Here is a 22839-nt window from a genome sequence, read left to right as displayed (position 1 = left end):
GAAGCAGGCGGGCTGCCGTCAATCAGCCTATTGTAGCCAACGTTTGAGGTAGGAGACATGAATAGCATGTCGTACTACGTGTAGTTGAGTTACAAGCCCGTGCCTGGGCCTGCCCCGCTTCATCGGGCATTAGACATGGGTAATTGATACCAACAGCTCCATCGCCTTTTTCGCAATTCCTTCTGCGTTCAGGCCGTAATAGTCAAATACTTCCTTCGAGGTTCCCGTAATCACCGGGGCATCCGGCAGCGCGAGGATATCCATTTTTCTCGGACAGTTTTTGGCCAGCACCTGGCTGACCATAGCGCCCAGGCCGCCGAACGGCGCATGCTCTTCCACTGTAATTACCGCCTTCACGCCCTCCGCCGCGGCGATCACCGCTTTTTCATCAAGGGGTTTTAAGCAGTACATGTCGAGAACCGCGGCGGATATTCCTCTTTCCTTTAACAGTTCCGCCGCCTGTATGGCGGGCCGGACCATCTCCCCGCACGCAATGATCGCCAGATCGGTTCCCTCGCTGATCACAGTTGCGCGGTCCATCTCAAATGGAACACGGTCTTCCCCGTATATATCTTCCACCGGATTTCTTCCCACACGGATATAGGCCGGCTTCTCATCCGATACCAGAGACTCCATCAGTTTTCTCGTCTGATGGCGGTCGCTGGGCACATAGACTCTCATATTCGGGATCGCACACATGGCCGCAAAATCCTGGGCCGAATGGTGGCTCATTCCCAATGCTCCGTAGCTGATTCCTCCGCTGATTCCGATCAGCTTCACATTGGTGTTGGAGTAGGCCACATCCACCTTGGCCTGTTCATAGCTCCTGGTGCTTAAGAAGCAGGCCGGAGACGCGGCATACGGCTTTTTCCCCGCCTTGGCCATGCCTGCGGAAATACTGACTAAATCCTGCTCTGCAATTCCGGTCTCAACAAATTGTTCCGGATAGCCTTCCGTAAATGGCGTCATGGAGGCGCTTCCCCTGGAATCACTGCACAGCACGACAATGTCACGGTCGGTCTTCGCATGCTCCATCAGCACGTCACAGATTACCTGTCGGTTTGGTATTTTATTCATAGCACTAAGCCTCCTTGTTATGCGCGCTGAGCGACCGTAACTCCCGCTCGCTCAACTCTTTTACAGCCGCCTGATACTGTTTGGCATCCGGCACCTTGTGATGCCACCCGGCACTGTTTTCCATGAAAGAGACGCCGCATCCCTTCGTAGTATTGGCAATCACTACGGTAGGGCATCCCTTTGTCTCCCTCGCTGCTTCAAATGCAGCCAGAAGAGCGTCGATCTCATTGCCTGCCACACTTAAGACGTTCCAGCCAAATGCCGCGAAACGGGCCGCAAGATCGTCGTGGTGCATGACCTCCTCTGTGGAACCGGATATCTGAAGCCGGTTTCTGTCGACCACGGCGCACAAGTTATCCAGACGGTACTGGGAAGCTGCCATGACGCCTTCCCAGACGGAACCTTCCGCCAGCTCTCCGTCTCCCATAACCGTGTAGACGCGGCTCGGACGGCCGTCCATCTGACACGCTTTTGCGATGCCCACGCACACAGGCAGGCCGTGTCCCAGGGAACCGGAATTCATCTCGATGCCCGGCAGCTTGTTGTTGGGATGACCGATATACTTTGAACCGAATGTGGAAAAATTCCGGATGACGTCATCAATATCCAGAAATCCCTTCGCCGCCAGAACCGAATAGTAGGCCTCCACGGAATGGCCCTTGCTCATCACGAAGTAATCCCGGTCAGGATCATCCTGGTTTTCCGGGCTGATGTTCATTTCCTTCAGGTACAGGCTTACCAAGATTTCCATGACGCTGAAATCTCCGCCGATATGGCCGGTTTTTGCCCTGTATACCATGTCCAGTACATTTTTGCGAAGCGCGTAGGACAGCGCCTTTAGATTTTCATTCATTCCATATACCTCCTTACCTGCCGGACGGACTGTAGATCGCCGCTTTTACCTCTTCCTCGATGGGATCATATAAATCCGGGGTAACTCCTATGTATTTGCATGCCTCATATAATACCGGCACTACGTCTTTGTGGATTCCCACACAGTGATGGATATACGGGCCGCAGACCAGCTTGTTCTCGAGGCGCTTTAAATCCTCTACCTCCACCCACACATACGTGCCTTTCGTGTATGGTCCCTCGATTCCCCTGGCATTCCCAAGAAGCAGGGAATACTCTCCGTTGTCGCCGTCGAAGCGGCACAGGGTCATCTCACCGTGCTTCGCTTCGGCCTCCACTGCCCCCGGATAGTCGAAGGCCAGAGGGTAGCCGATGGTTGGCTTTTCCTTCGCCACGGAGATCGGCCACGGGCCGCAGTGCTGAAGCAGCTCCCCGTTTTCGTTGTCCGGATGGCGCACCGTCCAGTCCGCAAAGAAGGTTCTCGCCTCGTCCATCCCCGCCGCTTCCGCCATCACCGCGGTGATCGCTCCATGTATATCAGTCTCACAGACAACGGGAATTCCTTCTTCATTTAATAAGGAATTGGCCGCGCAGGGCATGATTCCGATCTCGCTCTGAAGTGCGTTCCAGCACTGGATTGCGACCGCGTTGCAGCCGTACTTTTCGGTCAGACGTTTCATCGCTACCTTGAGGGCGGCGACATTTTCCAGTTCCCCATCCTTGATCTTGACGCACATGCCGGTTCTGCAGTAGTCCATCACGGCCCGCACCTCCACGCCCTCCTCCTTCGCCCGCTTCATCTCGGCAGTCAGCTCCGGAATCGGAATCGGGGATAACTGAATCTGAAACTTCTCCAGCAGTTCTCCTTCGTTGCACATGGTGGACCAGAAATCAAAGGGTCTCGGCCCGATTTGAAGAATTCTCGTATGGCGGAATACCTTCACCACGTTGCAGACCGCCAGGAAGTTACGAATTCCGCCCTCAAATTCCGGATCCTCCAGACGGCAGTTTGTTAAATAGGTAAAGGGCACTCTGAATCTGCGCAGGACTTTTCCGGTGGCAAATAAACCGCACTGGCTGTCCCTTAAACGGATTCCATTCTCATCCGGCCTCTCATCCCTTGGTCCCCATAAGAGAACCGGAACATTCAAACGCTTTGCAAGCCTTGCACAGACGTATTCTGTTCCGAAATTACAGTGAGGAAGAAACAGTCCGTCAACACCTGCCTCCTCAAAACGTTTCACAATGGCGTCGAGATCGCCGTCATCGTATAGCAGTCCCTCTTCATTGATCCCGTCGAGACCGACAAACTCTACCCCCAGCTCTTCCAGACGTTTTTTCGTTAACCCGGCAAACTTTAACGCATCCGGAGCGCTGAATATGCTTCTTCGTGTAGGCGCAAACCCCAGTTTCAGTGATAACATACGTTTCCTCCTTTTAAATCGCAATTGAATTATATTAAATTCTATCTTTATTATTAACTTAATTATATTAAATCTTATTTGAAATGTCAATTGAATTTAACTTAATTTTCTTTAAATTATATAGGAACAATCTATTGACGAATTTAACTAATTCCTGTATGATTAAGTAAACAGTACTTTTTTATTTTTAAGCTGTATTTATGCGTTTGATATTTGTGTCAGAGGAGGGCCAAGTATGTCAATTTCAGCGAAGGAGCTGGCTCAGAAGTTAAATATATCGGCAGCCACGGTTTCCATGGTATTAAACCGCAAACCTGGCATCAGTGAAAAGACCAGAAACCTGGTCCTGGATGCCGCCAGGGAATACGGTTACGATTTTTCAAAAAAATGGGATACCGCCGAGGAAAAAGGCAGTATCCTGTATGTCATTTACAAAAAGCACGGAACCGTCGTCGCAGATACGCCGTTCTTCTCCCAGCTGACAGAGGGAATCGAACAGGCCTGCAAGGGAAAGGGATTCGAACTTCAGATTACTTATTTTTACGAAAATAAAGATATCGGCGCGCAGATTCAGGAGCTCTCGGAGAAGAACTGCCAGGGAATCCTCCTGCTGGGCACGGAGATGGATGTGGAGTACTTCCAGCCATTTACCAGGCTGAAGGTACCTATGGTGGTGCTGGATACGTACTTTGAAGAGCTGGACTGTGATTCCGTCCTGATCAACAATGTGCAGGGTGCATACCTGGCCACCAACTACTTAATCGACAAGGGCCTGGGAGAGATCGGCTACCTGCGTTCCTCCTATCCCATCGGCAACTTTGAGGAGCGGGCGGATGGTTATTACAAGGCGCTGCGCCACCACGACCTCCCCACCAGCCACCCCTACGTCCACAGGCTGACGCCTTCCATGGAGGGCGCTTACACGGACATGTCGGAGATTCTCCGCGAAAAACCGCCGGTTGCCCCGGCCTACTTTGCCGACAACGATCTAATCGCCGCCGGTGCCATGCGGGCCTTTAAGGAGTTCGGCTACAAGATCCCGGAAGACATCTCCATCGTCGGCTTTGACGATACCCCGATCTGTGATTTCCTCGAACCGCCGCTCACGACCATGGAGGTCCCAAAGAAACGCCTCGGTGAACTGGCCGTTTTAAGACTCCTGCAGAAGATCGCGGGGGAGACGAAGGTGATGATTAAGACGGAGGTTTCGGTGAAGCTGCATGAGAGGAAGAGTGTGAAGGGTTAAATAAACGTTTAATTATTTAGTGAATACAGGTTTTTAAAACAGGCAGCTGCTCTCAGGAAGGATTCCCCGGAGCAGCTGCCTGTTACTTTTTTATGTTGTTTTCTGTACCATGGTTTGTTATAATAATATTGCCATTGCTGACACTTGAAGGTCTGATCGCTGCTCTTAGTCTCTTACTGACAGCTTTTGGACTTGGCTCTGCCATAGAAGGCAATCATAATCACAAAATAACCGCCCTGTCCTGAGAAAACAAGCGGTCATTTTTGATTAGGCTATTTTCATGGGGCCAACCGTACAATCGGCAGCGCTTCTTTAATATTATATATTATTATAATAGTATCTTTAAACATATAATGTCAATCCCAATTCACTATAATGAAAGCAATGCCGGTTACAGCGTTGCAGTTCACAGCCCCGTCGTCCTCTGCTTCCCGGTCTGCCCCGCCTGGCTTATGCGTGGTTTCCAGTGACTTTGAAGGGGATTAGCAATTCTTAACGCGCAGGATTTTTCGTTCAGGGGAAATTCCCACCTGTCTGAGCGCAGCGAGTTTGGGAATTTACCCTGGTTTTTAGAAAAATTCTGCACGTTTAGAAGTGCTTATCCCCGAAACTTGAACTGGAAACCACGCATAAGCCAGACGGGGCAGACCGGGACGCAGAGGACGACGGGGCTGTGAACTGCAACGTTGCAGCACAGCGATAAATCCTGCAATCCAATGCCAAAGGAGGCCCCTATGCCAATCAACCACCAGACCACCATCACCCTTAACGGAGTACCGCAGTACGTATCAATCCGGGCGGAAAGAGACCGTCTGCCCCTTCTCCTCTATCTTCACGGCGGCCCCGGAGACGCCGCGCTGCCGCTGGTTCTAAAATACAACGGCGAGCTGGAAAAGCATTTCACCGTCGTCGTATGGGAGCAGCGCGGGGCAGGTAAATCCTATTACGATTTCGGGGACAGCGTGGTCACCATTGCCACCTTTCTCGAGGATCTCCATGCGCTGGTGACACTCTTAACCGAACGTTACCGCCAGGAAAAGCTCTATCTCGTCGGACATTCCTGGGGAAGCGTCCTGGGGCTTACCTATACGGAGAAGCATCCGGAGAAGGTACGCGCCTATGTCGGATGCGGCCAGGTGGTAAACATGAAAAAAGCCAGCCGCACGGGCTGCGAGTTCGCTGCCGCGCACGCCAGTAAGAAGGCTCTTGCACGTCTGAAAAAAGCGGACTGCACTTACACCGGTGAAAACTGGCTGGACGATCTGCTTTTCGTGACAAAACAGGTTGTAAAACACGGAGGCTCTCTCTATGGCAGGACAAATTATAATCCCCTGGTGACACCGTTCCTGTTTTCCAGGTATTATTCGATTCCTGATTTAATACGGCGCCAGAAGGGCAGTCTGCAGGCAATCAAACGGCTGTGGCCTGAGCTTATGGAGGTTAATTTCGAAGGCCGGACCGAGTTTGGGGCGCCTGTCATATTCGTGGAGGGGCGTCATGATGTCCACGTCTCATCCGCGCTGGCAAAAGAATACTATGACACCATACAGACGGAAAAACAGTTTCACTGGTTTGAGCGCTCATGCCACTTTCCGCAGTGGAGCGAACACGAAAAATTCCATACACTCATGGTGGATTTACTCCACTGATTTTTGGGTACTTTGCATGTGTTGTCATTGACCTTCCCGGGATTTCATATACTGTAACACTTATGCAATCCCGGAAAGGCAGCGTGGCCCCATGACTCATACCCTTTTTCCCCTCACCTCTTCCCAGCGCATGCTCCAGCAGGCCCTTGAAGAATTCGGCACAGCCCAGATTTTAACCATCGGAGTGTGCGTTTCCTTACATGCTCCCGTAGACTTTTCCCTGTTAGAAAAATGCCTGAAAGAAGAAGTCCGGCGTCTTGATTGCCTGCGGGTCCAGTTCACGCCGCCGCACAGAGACGGTGGAATCCGGCAGTATATTGTTCCGGAGACTTCCCCTGACATTACATATGAAAACTTAAAGGATAAAAGCGCCACGGAAATTAAGGCTCTGATGAATCACTGGAGCACTCTTGGCTTTGACGAAGCAGATTCCCCCCTCCTGCGTTTTGTCATGGTATCCCTTCCGGGCGGCTGGAACGGCCTTTACCTCTGTATCGATCACCGCATCATGGATTCCTGCGGATTAATTTTCATGATGAATGATACGTTCCAGCTGTACTGCCACTATCTTTACGGATCACCGCCCCCAGACAGCCCGGCGTGTTATGAAGAGGTTCTGCGGTCAGATTTACGCAGGGAACAGGATCCGCAGCGCAGGGAAAGAGACAGCGCCTTCTGGAGGCAGCTGCTGTCTGCAGGCGAGCCCATCTACACAGATATCGGCGGTTCCCGGAAACTGATGAAGAGCCGGATCAGCCACGGCCTTCCCGGCCTGCGCGCTGCCGACCGGATCATACAGCCCATGGATGGCGATATGGAGAAGTTCACTCTGCCGAAAAAGGAGGCTGCCCGGCTGGAAGCATACTGCCGGAAACATTCCGTGTCCATGGCTAATCTGCTGCTCATGGCCATGCGCACTGCGCTGTCCTTTGCCAATGACGGAGAACCGGACATCAGCCTCCGCAATTACGTATCCCGCCGCTCTTCCAGGCAGAGCCGTACCTGCGGCGGCTGCCGGATTCACTGCTATCCCTGCAGGACCGTGGTTTTGCCGGAAGCCACTTTTCTGGACGGTATACGGCAAATAAAGGCTTATCAAAACGGCATATACCGCCACGCCGACTTCGATCCTGAACAGGTAAATGCGCTGTTTGCCAATACCTTCGGAATGCCGCCGCTTACCACCTATGAAGGAGCCGCATTGACGTGTCAGCCCCTTCCTCTCTCCTCTCCCAACCCATTTTTAAAACACATCCCGCTGAACATCGAGTGGTTCTCAAGCAGGGCGGATATTCAGAAGCTTTACTTAACGGTGATGCAGGCGCCTCAGAACCGCGGTTTGGATTTTTATTTCAAATATCAGACGGCAGAGCTGGATCGGGCAGATATCACTCGTTTTTACGAGGTGCTTTCTAAGATCCTTACACTTGGAACGCAACAAGAGACGCTTCATACCGGAGAATTGATGGAACTGCTGGCACGCCTCTGATTTCTCTTTCAGGGTTCACTCTGCTCTTTGGGTAATTTGGTATCTTCAAAATAACAAAAGGAGCTTTCAAGCCGCTGCCATGGCAGACTTGAAAGCTCCTATCTTATTTTATGACAGATTCACTTCTTTCCGCAGCATCAATTCAACTGCTGAATCCTTCCGGATGCTTGGCATGAAACAGTGCCAGCTTCGCAAAGAAGTCATCCAGGATCAGCCTGCTGTCGATGGAATGGTAAATCCGGATCGGTCTGTTCAATTTCGTATGAACATAGGCCATATCTTCCGTCACCAGCGGCGCTTCGACCCAGTCAAACTCAAATCTGTGCTCATATAAGAGCAGGCCAACGGCCGGGCTGTCCCCGACGACCCACGTCTCCCCGGTGCGGAAGGCGCTGTTTCTCGGCCCCTCCTCCTGCGCGTGTTCGTCCAGCTGCTGCAGAAGGTACTCTCCGATTTCCCCGTACGGAGCTACCTTATATTCCAGTTCTGCCAGTGACAGCGGCATCATCTCATAAACGTTCTTCGGAACCTGCCAGATCTCCATTTTACTCTGGAACACCACATTGGCCGCATTAATGTCATTACCCAGGTTAAACTCCGGGCCGCCAGCCGGATACCTTCCGCCGCCGATCCAGATAGCCGTCATCCGGGAAGCAATCTTCGGCTCCATGAGAAGAGCGCTCGCCAGGTCCGTAAGCGGGCCTAAGAAGATTGCGAACAGCGGACGGTCGTCGTCCTTCATGGCTTCTCTGACAATCAGCTCCGCCCCTTCACTCACAACCGGAGTCGTCTTGTCGGGAATTGCATGAGGCGCGCCGTGGAAAATCATGTTTTCCTTTGGGAAATGCATCTTGTCGAAGATAACCTCCAGCTCTTTAAAGCTCCGCTCCATGGAATCCTCATGTCTCGTTCCATAATGAGCCGCAATCATGCCTGCATTTTCAAATTTCGGGCTTAGCAGCGCCTGGACGATCGCAAACTGGTCGTCCGCCTCGTTCTTAGCATCGGTATTCACGATCAGCCTTACAATCTTTTCTTCCGGTACGTGAAACTTATAATCTGTATATCTCATTCGCGTTCCCTCTCATCATTTTTTATAGTTAAACTATCCCTTTACCGCGCCATTCGTAAGTCCTGACACAAAGTATTTCTGGAAATACCCGAATACCAGCATCAGGGGAAGGGTGACCATGCAGATTCCCGCGGTGTACTGTCCCCATTCAACGCCCATCTCCGTCTTGAAATTCAGAAGACCGACGGGAAGTGTCTTAATCAGCGCGTTGGAGGCCGTCGTAATGTTGGCCCACATCAGTTCGCCCCAGTTTCCGATAAAGGTGAATACGATGATGGTCGCAATCGCCGGCTTCACCAGCGGAAGCATAATATGGAAAAACGCCTCGAATTCCGTACAGCCGTCGATTCGCCCGCTCTCGATCAGTTCCTCGGGTATGGTCTCAAAGTACTGTTTAATGATATACATGGAAAATGGAATCTGCCATGCAATATAAGGCAGAATCAGACTGATTCTTCCACCCGTCAGATGCATCTTGCTCATCATTGAATAGAGGGAGATATAGATCGCAATGCCGGGGATAAAGTTGAATACCATAAATGCATCCATGATCAGGTTTGCCTTCGGTATGTATAACTTCGCCAGCGCATATCCGCCAAGCAGTGAAACAATCGTGGTAACCGCTACGGAAACTCCGGTGACCACTACACTGTTTCCAAAATAGGTACCCAGTTTTCCCACACTCCACGCCTTGGCGTAGTTCATGATCTCCACGTTCTGCGGAAGGCCGAACAGGTTTACGAAGAACTCTTTATTTGATTTAAATGATGTAAAAAACATGAATAAAATCGGGTAGGCAACCACGACCGTATAAATGCCCAGAACAGTATAGGCAAGCACCTTCATCCATTTATTCATGCCGAACATTCTATCGCTCATAGTTACCTCCTCTTACCAGCTTCTTGACCACAACCATGCCGATTAAAACAATGACAACAAAAATCATACTCATGGCGGAACCATAACCGTAATTGTTAAATGAGAACGAGTTTTGAAGAATCCATAACGGCATAACGGTCGTTGACTTGGCCGGTCCGCCATTGGTGAGTGCTACTACGGTATCGTAAATCTTAAGACCGCTCATGACTGCAAATATTGTGGAAAGCTGGACAAACGCCATGATAAGCGGCAGAATAATCTTCTTAAAGATCTGGAAATCCGTCGCCCCATCCAGTCTTGCAGACTCGATTAAGGAGTTGTCGATTCCCTGCATGCCTGCGAAACAGAGTACCATGGTAAGTCCCACCTGCTTCCAGGCCGATACAAACAGAATACAGTTGAGCGCCGTCCCCTTGTTGGTCAGCCACGCATGCTGTAAATTCTCCAGGCCGAGAGTACCCAGGATATTATTTAAAATACCGATCTCCGGCTCATAGACGAACGCAAAGATAAGAGCCGTGATGACAGCCGGAATCATGCTGGGCGAAAAGAGGATGGTCCGGAAGAAGCCGCCCCATTTTTTCCCTACATAAAGAAGCAGCCATGCCATAAGAACACCTATGATCACGCTGAAAAACGCCGATGCCACACCGAGATAAACGCTGTTCCTGATGGCCAGGAGGAACGTTTTATCGCGGAACGCGGAAAAATAATTCTTCAAACCAAGAAACGTTCTCGGTCCAAAACCGCTCCACTCCTGAAATGACAGAATGAAACTGTCAAAAAACGGGATGACGGCAAATATAAGATAGATCACAATAGCAGGCGTCAGGAATGCAAAGCCTGCAACCATATATTTTTTCTCGATATTGCTCATTTTTCTCTTTGATTTCTGCATACTCTATACCTCAATGTAAGGAAAAAGGGAGCGCTGTCAGCACTCCCTTATCAGCGCGTATTTACTGCTTTCCTTATTCGCCTTTCACGGTTGCCTGCTTTAAATCTTCCAGCTGCTCCAGTGTGTCTTCTACACTGGTTCCTGTGCAGACCATGCCGACCATATCATTCTGAAGGAAGGAATTGATCTCGGAAGAAAGTCCCTGCATCTGCTTGTACCCGACTACATTGTCGCCTACCGTGGTAGCAAGAAGATCTTTTAAGATTTCGCTGTCCACCTTGTCCTGCATGGAAATGGTAGCTGGCAGTCTTCCGCTCTTAATGATCTCTTCGATGCCTGCGTCGCTGGTATAGTACTTCATGAAACGGACCGCTTCCTCCGGATGCTTTGCATTGGCTGGAATGAACAGTGCGTTTGTCACAGTATTGAGTGCGTACTTACCGCCTTCTGCTACATATGGGAAAGGAAGGATTCCAACTTCAAATTCGCTGTTCTTTGTGTATTCGCCTGCGTTGGAGCCTGCGTCAAACATCATGGCTACCTTGCCCTGATACCAGGCTGCCTGTGTCTGGTCCTTGGTGGAGGTTAAAGCGCCCTCGCCCGGATACCAGTAGCCTGCATCATAAACGGATTTCCAGTTCTCGAGACATTTCTTCAAGCCTTCACACTGGGTAAAGTCGCCTTTGCCTGCCACGTATTCTTCCAGCGTTCCGTCATTGGCCATATACTGGTATGCGAACTGAAGCAGCTGATGGTTCTGGCCGTTCCAGTTGCCTACACCGTATACGCCGTTGTCCTTGAACACTTTACATGCTTCTACAAATTCGTCCCATGTCTTTGGAATCTCTACATTATACTGAGTAAATAAATCCTTGTTATAGAAAATGGTCTCGATAACCGGCTGATAGCTTACGGCGTAGTACTTACCGTCAACCATGCCTGCGTCTATGTATGCCGGAACAAATGTATCTTTCCACTCATTGTTGTTTTCTGTTAAGTATGGAGTTATGTCGTATGCCATGTTGTCATCTGTAAATGCATTGATCTGGCTGCCCCAGAAGAAGCTTACGTCGACCGGATCACCGGAAGCGATACCTGTCTTGATGATCTGCTCCGCGTTATCGAAGTCTACCGGTACGATCTCAACCTTGATATCCGGGTTCTCTGTCTGGAAGCCCGCCACGATGTTCTGGTTGTACTCAGAATCGGATCCGTAGAAACGAATGGTGGTTACCTCTCCGCTCTTAGCCGCCTCTGTGGCAGTGTCTCCTGCTGCTTTAGTATCTCCTGCTGCAGTGGTATCTCCCGCCGTAGTCGCTGCGCTTTCCTTTGTCTCCGTTCCTGAATTAGAACTGCCACACCCCGTTACCATGATCCCCGCTGCCAGGGCAACTGTAAGAACTGCTGTTAATTTCCTTTTCACGATTCTCCTCCTTGTTAAACACTATTGAATTTTTATTTAATTAACAATTAAATTATATTTAAAATATACACTAAGAATTAAGTTTTGTCAATATGATTTTACTAAATTTTACAATCTTTCTGGTGTTTTTCTCGCTGTACTCTCCCTTTTACCCTGCGGGCTGCCGGATACATTTTAATTGCTTCATGAAAAGCACTGAATTTTTGTTTAATTATTTTAATTATGCAATTGAAGTGCCCTCTTTTCCCGCCGTCTGAACTGTTACAGTTTAATACATAGTGCACAGGTATGGATGAGGTAATACTTTCCAACTTTGATTTATAAGGTATTGGTAATTTCCTTTTCCACACAGAAACGGCGGAGAGGATTTCTTCTCCTCTCCGCCGCTCACCGTCTGCTCATGAGAACTTATATTTCACTTCGCATCCATAAGAAACCTTATTGCAGATGTTCACCACCCGGTCCATGACCGCGCTGAACTCCGCGGAATCCGCGTCGATGTCCATCTCTCTTAAGTCCTCAGAAATGTCCACCTTCTTTACCCCGTCCATTTTTCCGATCTCGCCGACAATTCGCTGTGCCTTCGAGGGGTCTGACAGGGAATACACATGATAGCGCCTGCTCATACCTTTTCCTCACTTTCACCAGTTGTTATTAACAAGTATTGGCAGAAGAGGGAAATTTTAAACACGGGCCAAAGTATTGAATATTTCATCCATTTTGGGCTGCAATGTTCAATGACACTTGAGCATCTGATTGATGCCTTTCTGATCTCGGAAAGCAAGCGGTATGATGTCAGGGCAAATCTTGCTTTGACTCTCCCCGCCGGACTTTCATAACGTTTTTCTGTTAAACACCATAACGGACAGGATCAGCAGCACCGCCGACAAAATTACGGTAAGAATCCCAGGAAGTATAAACTGGGAAGCTGCCGCTTCTCCGGTGAGCAGATCTACATTTTTCAAGACAAGAAAAGATGGGCTGACGCCTTCCAGCAGCGGCGTCATGCTCAAAAGTCCCATCACGACGGTGAACACCAGCAGAAACAGTATGGCGGTGAAGGCCTGACGGAACATCACACAGCCCAGCATAAGAATACATAAGTACAGCAGCGCGGTGAGCCACACCACAAAGGCTGACAGCAGAAGGTGGTTAAAGCCCTCGCCCGGCCACAGATATGCGGTATATGCCCAGGCAACAGCAAAACTGAGCCAGTAGCTCACCGTCATAATCACCGCGGAGGAAATAAATTTTGAAAGCACAACCGCCCTTCGGGACAGACCCTTCGTGAACATGATCGTCAGCGTGCCCTTTGCGTATTCTCCGGACAGGCTGCTGCTGAACAGAATGATCATCAGGCTCAGGCCGAGAGATGACACATTTTTATAGAACTGCATCCACGCGTCCGCCGCGCCTGGTTCCGTCATCGTTATCTCCATATTTACTGCAAATGTTTCAATGAGAAGAGGAGTAAATTTCGCCAGCAAAGGACTCGATACTCCAAAGAAAAAGAACAGGGCTAACATCAGAAACAGACGGTAGGTGCGGACATTTTCCACCAGTTCTTTTCTCGTAAACGCGGCCATTCCACTCATTTCACCACCTCCAGGAATAAATTTTCAAGTGTCGGCTCCATAAGCTCCATTTTGAGCGGACAAATCTCCGTCTCTGCCAGTGCCGCAATAACGCGATGCTGAATCCGGTCCATGTCCGTTCCATGCAGAATCATTTCCCTTTCTTTCATCTCCGTGTGTTCCAGCAGGGGAACGATCTGCTCATTGGCCGCAAATGTATGGATATCATCACTGCCGGAAAACTCCAGCAGCAGGCTGTCCCGCCCATGCAGCGCCCTGATCTCGGGAAGCGTTCCGCTGACTGCAATGCCGCCCCTGTGCAATACGGCGACACGGTCACAGATCCGCTCGACATCCGACAGGATATGCGTCGAGAAAATTACCGTCGTGGTGCCTTTTATCTTCATCAGAATATCCAGTATCTCCTTCCGCCCTACGGGATCGAGGGCACTTGTCGGCTCGTCACAGATCAGCAGGTGCGGCTGTGACAGCAGCGCCTGCGCGATACCGAGACGCTGTTTCATACCGCGTGAATAACCGCCGATCCGTTTCTTCACGCCCTCCAGTCCCACAAGGTTCAGGAGTTCATGGCTCCTGTTTTTCGTCTCTTCCTTTGGAAGCCCCGAAATCTCGCCGCAGAGCGCCAGGTATTCGACGGCGTTCATGTACGGGTAAAACTCCGGGACATCCGGCAGATAGCCGATATGGCGGTTGGCCGCTGTCCCTCCATACTTCACCGGCTCCCCGCAGACGGTAATATTCCCGCTGTCGGCTTTCAAAAGGCCCAATACCATTTTCATGGTCGTCGTCTTTCCCGCCCCATTTTGGCCGATAAATCCAAATACGGCCCCTTCCGGCACGGAAAGCTCCAGACGATCGATCACCTTCTGTCCTCCGAAGCTTTTAGACAGATCCTCTATCGTAAGAATATTCATTCTTCCTCCCCTCTTCCCAGGACGAAATACGCGATTGGTCCGATCACCTGAATGAAAAGCACGATCAAAGCCCACATGATTTTATTTCCAAACCGGTAATGCGGATGGCGTAACACATGAATGAGCGCCGTGACTGCGAGGATCACCTCGGCTATGATAAGCGGGATAAATAGCGGTAAGTTAGCCATAAGTACATCCATTCTAAATCCTCCATTGTTCTATATCATCATGATACTATCATCACTTTTGTAATATTATCATATTGATAACAATAAGTCAATAGAACGGCTCTTCCAATAATTTCCGCATCTCTGCTGTCAGCATGATGCGGTGTTTCCGGAAAGAGCCGTCTCTGATTTACTCATTATATGTCTCAGGTGGCGTCACAATAAGGCCGATGGTTCTCAGCTTTCTGCCCGGAGCCGGCGGGTTATGATGCAGCGGCTCGATGATTCGCGCGAATTCTCCGACCGCAGCTTCCAGTTCTTCATTGGTCGCATAGACAGGAGCCATGGTAAAGGCTGGATGGTCTTTCATGATATCGATATCCGGACGTTTGCAGTACTCCTGAAACTGCTTGACGAGTCCCAGCATGTAGTTCATAAAGAGCAGCATAAACGCCTCCCCTGAATTGGAGCTTACGATATCCTCTATCCCTTCACCTAAGGGGACAGCCAGGGCGTAGGTCTTCTCCACAGTTCCCCTGATCGGATTCTCTCCCACGATTTTTAAGATCCCTTCGTCTGTCATCCGCTTCAAATAGCGATACAGCGTTGCCTGCGGAATATCGCTGTACAGCTCCGACAAACGCTTTGCGGTCGTCTGACCGGAAGCGTATATCTCCAGCAGCAGCTTACATTTAATCGGATTGGCGAAGCAATCCATTATTTTCTGATCCATTCTGCACCTCCTCGCATTGCTTACAAGAATATTATCACTGTGATAATAAAAAGTCAATGCTGCATAGTATCCAACTAAAATTTCTACAGTTCACATACCATAAGGTACTCCTCCGCATGTTCAGCCACAATCTGAAACCCAAGACGGAGATACAGAGCCGCTGCATAGTTGGCCTTCTGTACAGAGAGGGAGACACGGCTGACCCCGCTCTCTTTTAAATGTTTAAGCATGGCCTTCATCAGCCGGGTTCCTATGCCGAGCCCACGGTACGGCCCATAGAGGGATATCGCAAGTGACGGCGTGCTGTCATCGAAATGGCCGTAGTCATTCATGATCCGCACCCATACGGCCCCCACAAGTTTTCCGTCCGCCTCTGCCGCCAGCGCCTGATCCGCCGTCTGACTTCCAAAATCCGCAGTGTAGACCTGCAGCTCCGGCGTCTGAAGGATCGATCTTGCAGGCGGCGTCATGCCTTCCGGCACAAATATCGCCTCATATAAAAAATCTTCCAGCAATGGATATTCCGATTGTTTCATTTTCCGTATTATATACTCCATATTTGACCTCACCTGCCTGCGTCTTCCGCCTGTCCATCAGTAGAAATACTTCGTTCTTGCAAAATTTACAGTACAGTATTCCTCATAACACCGGGGCACTCGACAATCTGATATTCATGTTCCGGCACCGTGTCATGCTCCTTCAGGGACAGATCAAATCCAAGAATCTGCAGCAGCTGATCATAAAATGCCTCCGCCCGTTTGATATCCCCAACGGTTACATGGATGTGGTCAATTTTCGGTTTCATTTTTCACCTCTCCAGTTGTATTTACTTAAATTCTACACGCTGCTTTCCGCCAGATCCGCCAACTTGAAATGACTGACCAGTTCCTTTAAGAGCTGCGCCTGGGAAGCCAGTTCTTCGCTTGCGGCGGCGCACTCTTCCGCCGTGGCGGAATTCGTCTGAACCACCTCGGAGATCAGATTGATATTCTCCGTGACCTGCCGGTTCGCGTCAAACTGTTTTGATGACGCGTCCGTTATATGGAAAAGCAGCTCCGACACGTTGTCAATCCCGCTTACCACCTCCGACAGCGCATTGTCCGTCTCATTTGCGATCTTCCGGCCGTTTTCTACAGCCTGAAGGGAACTCTGAATCAGGGCCGCAGTGCTCTTAGAAGCGGCGGACGACTGGTTTGCCAGACTCCGCACCTCATTTGCCACCACGGAAAAACCTTTGCCGCGGTCTCCTGCACGCGCGGCTTCCACCGCCGCGTTCAATGCCAGGATGTTGGTCTGAAAGGAAAAATCCTCAATCGTCTTAACGATCTTCCTGATTTCGTCGGATTTGCCGCTGATCTCCGCCATGGCCTTCACCATCTCCTGCATGGAGCGGCTGCTTTCGGTTGCATTTTCTTTGACCATCTGCGCTTTTTCACTGGCCTCCCGTGCGTCCCTGGAATTCCGGTATGCCTGATCCGATATCTCGCTCATCATGCCGGTCAGTTCCTCTACGGAAGCGGCCTGCTCCGTGGTTCCCTGCGCCAGATTCTGTGAACCGGAGGATACCTGTTCCGAACCGGCCGCCACGTTGTCTGCCGACCGGCTGATCTGAAGCAGGAGCTTACTTAATCCGCGGTTAATCTTTTTCATGGAGCGCATCAGCTGCTCAAATTCTCCGATATAATACTCATCTCTTTCGCTGTGCACACTGAAATTCCCCTCCGCCATCTCATTCAGAATATAGGTTTCATTCTGAATGACATCTGTCAGAGTCTTCACCATGCTGCGGATATCTCCGGCGAGGCTTCCCAGTTCATCCCTGGAATCATATGCAACGCGGACCGCCGAAAACTCTCCTTTGGCCATGGCGCGCGCCGCCTGCTCCAGTTCTGTGACCGGCTGAGTGATCCCTCGCGTTATGTAAACGCCAAATACAACGCATACCGCTACGCTGATGCCCCCCAGGATGACCACGGTAAATACAGCCATCGCCTGCTTCTCCCTCAGCCCCGATACCAGATTCACGCCTTTACTCTTCCCACTCTCAATCAGGCTGTTCAGTTCCACCTGTGCCTCCTGAATCGCGAGAATATTATTATGCTCCATATAATCCGCCGCCTCGGCCTTCTGATTCTCCAAAGCAAGCGTAAGAACGTGTTCCCTCATGGGCGCCAGCTTTGCCAGTGCTGCATCCAGCCGGTCGATGATCTGCTGATCGCCCATGTAATGCGCTTTCACAACAGGAAGCTGTTCCTGTATGGTTGCAGCGGAATTCCTGGCATCTGTGATCGCTTCTTTTACAATTTCGGAATCCGTATTTGATATCGAACGGTAAACAGACTTCTGCATCCGTTCAAAGTTTGAATTTATAACACTTGCACTGTCATTTACAGTAAACGGCCCGTCATAGAAAGTCTCTATCTGCCCGCCCAGTCTGATGAAATCGACAATACTCACCACACAGCTCATTATAAGCAGGGTAAGTATGATCGCATATGAGATCGTCAACTTCTTTGATACCTTTAAATCCTTCAATGCCCCCATCCTCCATATCATCATTCCTAACTCTCTCCCGCTCCCGACAGATACTGTTCCAGCAGCTTCTCCAGCGCATTCACATCGATCGGTTTGGAAAAATGATCATTCATGCCTGCGCGAAGCGCTTCCTGTCGGTCGTCCTCGAATGCATTGGCCGTCATGGCCACAATGGGAATCTGTTTTGCGTCCTGCCGCTCCAGATTCCGTATGGCTTTCGTCGCCTCGTAGCCATTCATGACCGGCATCTGAACATCCATCAAAATCAGACTGTAGTATCCTTCTTCTGAACCGATTACCTTCTGGACCGCTTCTCCTCCGTCACAAGCGTCGTCCACCTCAGCTCCCATCTCCTCAATCAGAGTATGGGCAATCTCCCGGTTCAACAGATTGTCCTCAGCCAGCAGAACCCGTTTGCCCTGAAAATCGCGGCTGGCTCCCATCTCCTTGTATTCGACAGGATTTTTCTCTTCCTCCAGCTCCCTTAAGAGGTAGCAGATCTTGGAACGGTAGAACGGCTTCGCCAGAAATGCCGTCACGCCCGCCTCCCGGGCCTCGTCCTCGATATCGGACCAGTCGTAGGCGGTCAGAATAATGATCGGCACCTCATTCCCGGCAATCTTCCGAATCCGCCTCGTAATCTCCACCCCGTCGATATCCGGCATCTTCCAGTCGATAATCATCAACTCGAACGGATCCATGCTGTCCATGGCCTGGGCCGCCAGGCTTACCGCCCTCATGCCTTCCGTCGTAAACTCCGCACGCAGTCCGATATCCTCGAGAAGCTCCGTGACATTTTTACAGGTCTGCATATCGTCGTCCGTGATCAGACAGTGGATGCCGAGCCATTCTCCTGGAATCTCCTCCTGAGGAGCGTTCTGCAGCCGCAGCGGCAGGGTCACGGTAAAGGTAGAGCCCTTCCCCAGCTCGCTCTTCACCTGAATATCGCCGCTCATCATATCTACGATATTCTTTGTGATGGCCATGCCGAGACCGGTTCCGGTGGCCTTGCTGTGTGTGGAATCCTGTACCCGTTCAAACGGGAGAAAAAGCTTATCCAGGAATTCCGGGCTCATGCCCAGTCCGGTATCTATACACTCAAACACGTAATTCTGATGCTCCCCGCGTCCGCTGCTTTTCTGGTATACATGGACACTGATGCCGCCCTCCAGCGTATATTTAACTGCATTGCTCAAAATATTGAAATAGATCTGGCGGATTCGAAGCGGATCACCGATCACCATCTCATCCTTTAACTCCAGCAGACTGATGTCCATGCGAAGATGATCCGCATCGGCCTGCGGGCGTATCAGCTCCGTAACCTCAGCCACCAGATCCGCAAAGTTAAACGGTTCCTCCCGAAGGGATATCTTACCGCTCTCAATCTTTGACATATCCAGGATATCATTAATCAGGCTTAACAAATGCTGACTTGACAGATTAATCTTTCTTAAACATTCCCGCACCCGATCATGGTCCTCCATGTGGGAAGCAGCGATCGCCGTCATCCCAACAATGGCGTTCATTGGTGTCCTGATATCGTGGCTCATATTAGACAGGAACTGGCTCTTAGCCACACTGGCCGCCTTTGCACTCTCCAGAGCGCTCTGAAGAGCCTGCCGTTGCTGTTCCTCCTCGTGCTTCTGTTCGTCAATCCGGCGTGATAACAGGATGGCGAGCTGATCGCTGGAATACGGGTTTTCCACGTATATAATCTGTGTGGAAGTCCAGTGATACTGACCATCCGACAGCATAAGCCTGGCCTCCAGGAATACCTCCTGTCTCTGGATTCCCAGGGCCTTTTTAAGGCTCTCCGGTGCCAGACGCTTTCTGAATTCATCCTGAAAGTCCGGATGCACGCAAGCCAGAAAGTCCTGGTACAGTCTGCTGAAGGATTCCTGTTCTCCCAGGTCAGCCATGAGCCCCGGCAGTACATAGATGAACTTAAGCGTATCACAGGTTAAATTCAGACTGATAATGACCGGGAACACGTTGGAAACCGCACTGATCAGCATCCGACGCTCCTGCAGTTTCTCCCGCTCCGCCTCTTCCGCCGCCAGCTTCTCCAGTGTAATGTCGTGGAAAGTGGCTATAAGGATCGGGGTTCCGTCTTCATTCAGCGTTTTTTCCACCAGCCCCGCCGACCAGAAAAAGCTTCCGTCTTCCCTCATGACACGGTTCTCAAAAGTTTGCTTCTGACCGCCTTCGGCCGCCTCCCGGAAGATGTTCACAATCATCGGATAATCCTCCGGATGGATAAATTCCATGATTTTCATTCCATTGGGCGAGCTGTTAGATGCCTCCTCCGGGAAATTAAGCAGACGCAGCCCCTCCTGGTTCAGCTGAAGCAGTTGGAATGGGGCCTCTACGGTTATGAGAGCGATTCCTTCCGGTATTGCATTGTAGAGATGCACAATGTAGCTGGCCTGCCCTCTCAGTTTTCGGTTCATCTGTTTGACGTACCGCAAGTAGACGATCACCAGTATGGCCAGTCCGGTCAGGATAACCGCAATCAGAAGAAATGTGCGGATTAAGATCTGGTTCGTCTGCGCCTCAACAACGTTCTGCGGAATAATCGAGATCAGATACCAGTCAGAATTCAGCCCCAATGGAATATAACAGAATACGGTGTCCTCATCCTGATACGTGAAGGTAGCCCATCCCGTCCTTTTATCAATCAGAGACTGTGCAAACTGTTCCAGTCTTGCGGAATCATTCTGAGAGTCCGGAAGCATGTCAAACAGGTTCTGCACCGTCTTGTTGCTGCCCGGATGCGGCGGACGAATCAGCACATCTCCACTGGTGTCCACCACGTAGGAAAAACCGGCGCCCTGATAAAACGAGACGGTGAAGCTGTCCACAATCTCTCCCACTTCGTACGATTTCAAAAGGTATCCCGCTGTTCCATCCTGCAGGATCACTTTTATATACAGGTTAAATTCATTGACTCCTGTACCGCTGCAGATGTGAGGATCAATGATCCCCTTTTCCTCAGAAGCTGAGGCCAGAAATTCTGCTGCCACCGTATCACCGGAATTACCGGACGGAAATATGGTACCGTCTTCCAGATATAATACAATCCCGTTGTCCATGCGGCTGTAACTGCTGATCAGCCCGTCCAGTTCTTTCGTCTGACCAGCGTCGTATTGTTTCAGATAATCCCTGAGTGACTCCATAACCCTGTATTCTTCCTGCAGCTGGACCCGCAGCGTATTAATTCCCTGCTGGGTACTCTCCCGAATGGTGCCGATGGACTGCTGCCAGAGCTGTTCCCTCACCGAACTCACAAAAAGGATACTGATCAACGCAATCGTCACGCTGACGAGTAACGCTACCAGAGCAATTTTTATCCTGGCCTTTCCGGCCTGTTGCTTCATCATGGTACAATCCTTTCCTGAGCCTGCTGATCCAGCCAGCTCATGGTAGATTTAAGGCTTTCCCCTGCCAGCAGCTTTTGGGAAGCTTCCGCCGTCAGATCCCATATGGGCAGCTTCAGAAAATCATCGGTTCCAATCACCGTCCGCCCCGATTCATAACAGGAAATCAGAGGCTGGATCTCCATAACGCTGGAGGGGTTCCCTCCCTTTAGCGGACTGAAGGAAGACTGCTGATCGGCAAACCTCTGTATATTTTCAGCTTTCGTGAAATACTCCACAAACTTCATGGCCGCGTCAAAATGTTCGCTGTCGGAATTTACGCTCAGACGTGTATCGGGATTGATCACCAGCATACTGCCATCGTCGAGAATCGGCAGCGGCGCCACCTCAAACTGGAAGTCTGGATTCATACGGTCCACCCGCCCCGCTGCCCAGGCTCCGGTCAGCATAAACGGAGATTCGCCCAGAATAAATTCCTTCAGATCGTCGGAGGTCTTTTGGGTCTTCAGCGCCTTATCCGCGTCCAGATACCCCCTGCTGATAAACGATTCTACAGTTGAAAATCCATCCGTCAGATATTCGCTCAGCTTCTCATCACCGCTGTTAAGACGTTCCAGCACCTCCGTCTGGCGCTTATCCTGGTATACCTGATAGAATCCCCGGCCAATCGCCAGTGTCTTCAGGGAAATGTCATTGTTAGCAATAACCGGAGTTATTCCTCTGTTGACAAAATAGTCGCAGACGGCTTCCCATTCTTTCAGTGTACCGGGAACCTGCTGTTTATGTTCCTTCAATAAATCCAGATTACAGTAAAGGCCGAAGACGGACACCGTCGTAGGGACCCAGGTAATCCTTCCGTCTCCCATCTGGCGTCTCATCTCGTCCGTAAAATCAGGCAGCGTGGAGAGGCCCGACAAATCCGCCAGCTGTCCCTTCTCTTCCAGCTTCAGCAGGCTGTCGTGGTTCACCATAAATATATCGTCCCCCTTTCCGCTCTCCATGCGTTTCTCAAGGGCGTCAAAATATGCGGTTCCCTTCAGACTCTCATAGGAAACGCGGATATTGGGATTTTCGATCATGAATTCTGACATAATCTGTTCGATCACGATTACATTGTCGGGCTCATATTTGTTTCCAAAAAAGGTGATTGTCACAATCTCCCCGCTATTCAGGGTATCTTCATTCACCACTCTGTTCTTACCGCCGCAGCCTGTGAGGGCCGATATCGTAAGGGTAAGAAAAAGAAACAGTGCCGGGATTTTTCTTGACATTACAGTTCTCTCCTGTCTTTTGCAATACATGGTATTTCCATCTCTGTTCACATACTAATTGGAGTTTACCACAACCTGACTTCGAGTGCAATCGAATCTATCCTTTTAAACGGTACTGTACCGTTTCATAAGCTCATGGTATAATCCCGTCTTTGACAGTAAAAAAATTCAAACACCGCTGGAAGCCCTATTCTATAAGGGTTTCACAGCGGTGTTGCTTTGTTTTTAAGTATAGTCT

General features: G+C 50.3%; 20 protein-coding genes. 3 read left to right on the top strand and 17 right to left on the bottom strand.

The window, feature by feature from the left end; genetic code table 11:
• Positions 1-129: 129 nt before the first annotated feature.
• Genes DFR60_RS23840 through DFR60_RS23830 form a run of 3 tightly spaced genes read right to left on the bottom strand, consistent with a single transcriptional unit; the run spans position 130 to position 3353 of the window.
• Positions 130-1077 carry a transketolase family protein gene (locus DFR60_RS23840; protein WP_110325126.1) on the bottom strand — a complete coding sequence of 316 codons (948 nt, stop codon included), beginning with the start codon at positions 1075-1077 and terminating at the stop codon, positions 130-132.
• A gap of 4 nt (positions 1078-1081) precedes the next feature.
• A complete protein-coding gene (locus DFR60_RS23835; RefSeq protein ID WP_110325125.1) occupies positions 1082-1930 on the bottom strand; it encodes a transketolase in 849 nt (282 codons plus the stop codon).
• Between the two features lie 13 nt (positions 1931-1943).
• Positions 1944-3353: an L-fucose/L-arabinose isomerase family protein gene (locus DFR60_RS23830; protein WP_110325124.1), complete on the bottom strand. Its 1410-nt coding sequence runs from the start codon at positions 3351-3353 to the stop codon at positions 1944-1946.
• A gap of 235 nt (positions 3354-3588) precedes the next feature.
• Between DFR60_RS23830 and DFR60_RS23825 the strand changes: the two genes are divergently transcribed.
• The 3 genes from DFR60_RS23825 (at position 3589) to DFR60_RS23815 (ending at position 7737) form a co-directional block, all read left to right on the top strand.
• Positions 3589-4599, top strand: coding sequence for a LacI family DNA-binding transcriptional regulator (locus DFR60_RS23825; protein ID WP_002601247.1), 1011 nt, complete (start codon positions 3589-3591; stop codon positions 4597-4599).
• A gap of 734 nt (positions 4600-5333) precedes the next feature.
• Positions 5334-6248 (top strand): alpha/beta fold hydrolase, encoded by a 915-nt coding sequence (locus DFR60_RS23820; protein ID WP_110325123.1) that lies wholly within the window; start codon positions 5334-5336, stop codon positions 6246-6248.
• 91 nt (positions 6249-6339) lie between these two features.
• The gene (locus tag DFR60_RS23815) at positions 6340-7737 is read left to right on the top strand and encodes a condensation domain-containing protein (protein WP_110325122.1); all 1398 of its coding nucleotides are present in this window, start codon (positions 6340-6342) and stop codon (positions 7735-7737) included.
• A 142-nt stretch (positions 7738-7879) separates the two neighbouring features.
• Here DFR60_RS23815 and DFR60_RS23810 read toward each other — a convergent pair whose 3' ends face one another.
• The 14 genes from DFR60_RS23810 to DFR60_RS23745 all read right to left on the bottom strand — a co-directional run bounded on the left by DFR60_RS23810 (position 7880) and on the right by DFR60_RS23745 (position 22601).
• Positions 7880-8809, bottom strand: coding sequence for a nucleoside hydrolase (locus tag DFR60_RS23810; protein ID WP_110325121.1), 930 nt, complete (start codon positions 8807-8809; stop codon positions 7880-7882).
• Positions 8810-8842: 33 nt separating this feature from the next.
• A complete protein-coding gene (locus tag DFR60_RS23805) occupies positions 8843-9688 on the bottom strand; it encodes a carbohydrate ABC transporter permease (RefSeq protein ID WP_110325120.1) in 846 nt (281 codons plus the stop codon).
• Complete coding sequence (locus DFR60_RS23800) at positions 9678-10586, bottom strand: carbohydrate ABC transporter permease (protein WP_002601259.1); 909 nt, start codon at positions 10584-10586, stop codon at positions 9678-9680. The genes DFR60_RS23805 and DFR60_RS23800 overlap by 11 nt, the downstream gene beginning before the upstream one ends.
• A 73-nt stretch (positions 10587-10659) precedes the next feature.
• Entirely contained in the window at positions 10660-12009 is a 1350-nt protein-coding gene (locus DFR60_RS23795; protein ID WP_110325119.1) for an ABC transporter substrate-binding protein, read from the bottom strand.
• Between the two features lie 398 nt (positions 12010-12407).
• Entirely contained in the window at positions 12408-12635 is a 228-nt protein-coding gene (locus tag DFR60_RS23790; RefSeq protein ID WP_110325118.1) for a hypothetical protein, read from the bottom strand.
• Between the two features lie 207 nt (positions 12636-12842).
• Complete coding sequence (locus tag DFR60_RS23785; RefSeq protein ID WP_110325117.1) at positions 12843-13604, bottom strand: ABC transporter permease; 762 nt, start codon at positions 13602-13604, stop codon at positions 12843-12845.
• Positions 13601-14518, bottom strand: a complete 918-nt coding sequence (locus DFR60_RS23780) for an ABC transporter ATP-binding protein (protein ID WP_110325116.1) — start codon at positions 14516-14518, stop codon at positions 13601-13603. The genes DFR60_RS23785 and DFR60_RS23780 overlap by 4 nt, the downstream gene beginning before the upstream one ends.
• Entirely contained in the window at positions 14515-14718 is a 204-nt protein-coding gene (locus DFR60_RS23775) for a PLDc N-terminal domain-containing protein (protein ID WP_110325115.1), read from the bottom strand. Before DFR60_RS23775 ends, DFR60_RS23780 begins: the two co-directional genes overlap by 4 nt.
• A 157-nt stretch (positions 14719-14875) precedes the next feature.
• A complete protein-coding gene (locus DFR60_RS23770; protein WP_110325114.1) occupies positions 14876-15418 on the bottom strand; it encodes a helix-turn-helix domain-containing protein in 543 nt (180 codons plus the stop codon).
• Between the two features lie 83 nt (positions 15419-15501).
• Complete coding sequence (locus DFR60_RS23765) at positions 15502-15975, bottom strand: GNAT family N-acetyltransferase (protein WP_110325113.1); 474 nt, start codon at positions 15973-15975, stop codon at positions 15502-15504.
• Between the two features lie 65 nt (positions 15976-16040).
• A complete protein-coding gene (locus DFR60_RS23760) occupies positions 16041-16223 on the bottom strand; it encodes a VOC family protein (protein ID WP_110325112.1) in 183 nt (60 codons plus the stop codon).
• Between the two features lie 32 nt (positions 16224-16255).
• Positions 16256-17977, bottom strand: coding sequence for a methyl-accepting chemotaxis protein (locus DFR60_RS23755; RefSeq protein WP_243005167.1), 1722 nt, complete (start codon positions 17975-17977; stop codon positions 16256-16258).
• Positions 17978-17979: 2 nt separating this feature from the next.
• The gene (locus DFR60_RS23750) at positions 17980-21330 is read right to left on the bottom strand and encodes a response regulator (protein WP_432764127.1); all 3351 of its coding nucleotides are present in this window, start codon (positions 21328-21330) and stop codon (positions 17980-17982) included.
• Positions 21330-22601 carry an ABC transporter substrate-binding protein gene (locus DFR60_RS23745; RefSeq protein WP_110325110.1) on the bottom strand — a complete coding sequence of 424 codons (1272 nt, stop codon included), beginning with the start codon at positions 22599-22601 and terminating at the stop codon, positions 21330-21332. Before DFR60_RS23745 ends, DFR60_RS23750 begins: the two co-directional genes overlap by 1 nt.
• Positions 22602-22839 lie beyond the last annotated feature (238 nt).

It is taken from the genome of Hungatella effluvii (assembly GCF_003201875.1).
GTDB lineage: Bacteria > Bacillota > Clostridia > Lachnospirales > Lachnospiraceae > Hungatella > Hungatella effluvii.
The sequence above is the reverse complement of the archived record's forward strand: the minus strand, read 5'-3'. Positions and strand labels throughout refer to the sequence as shown.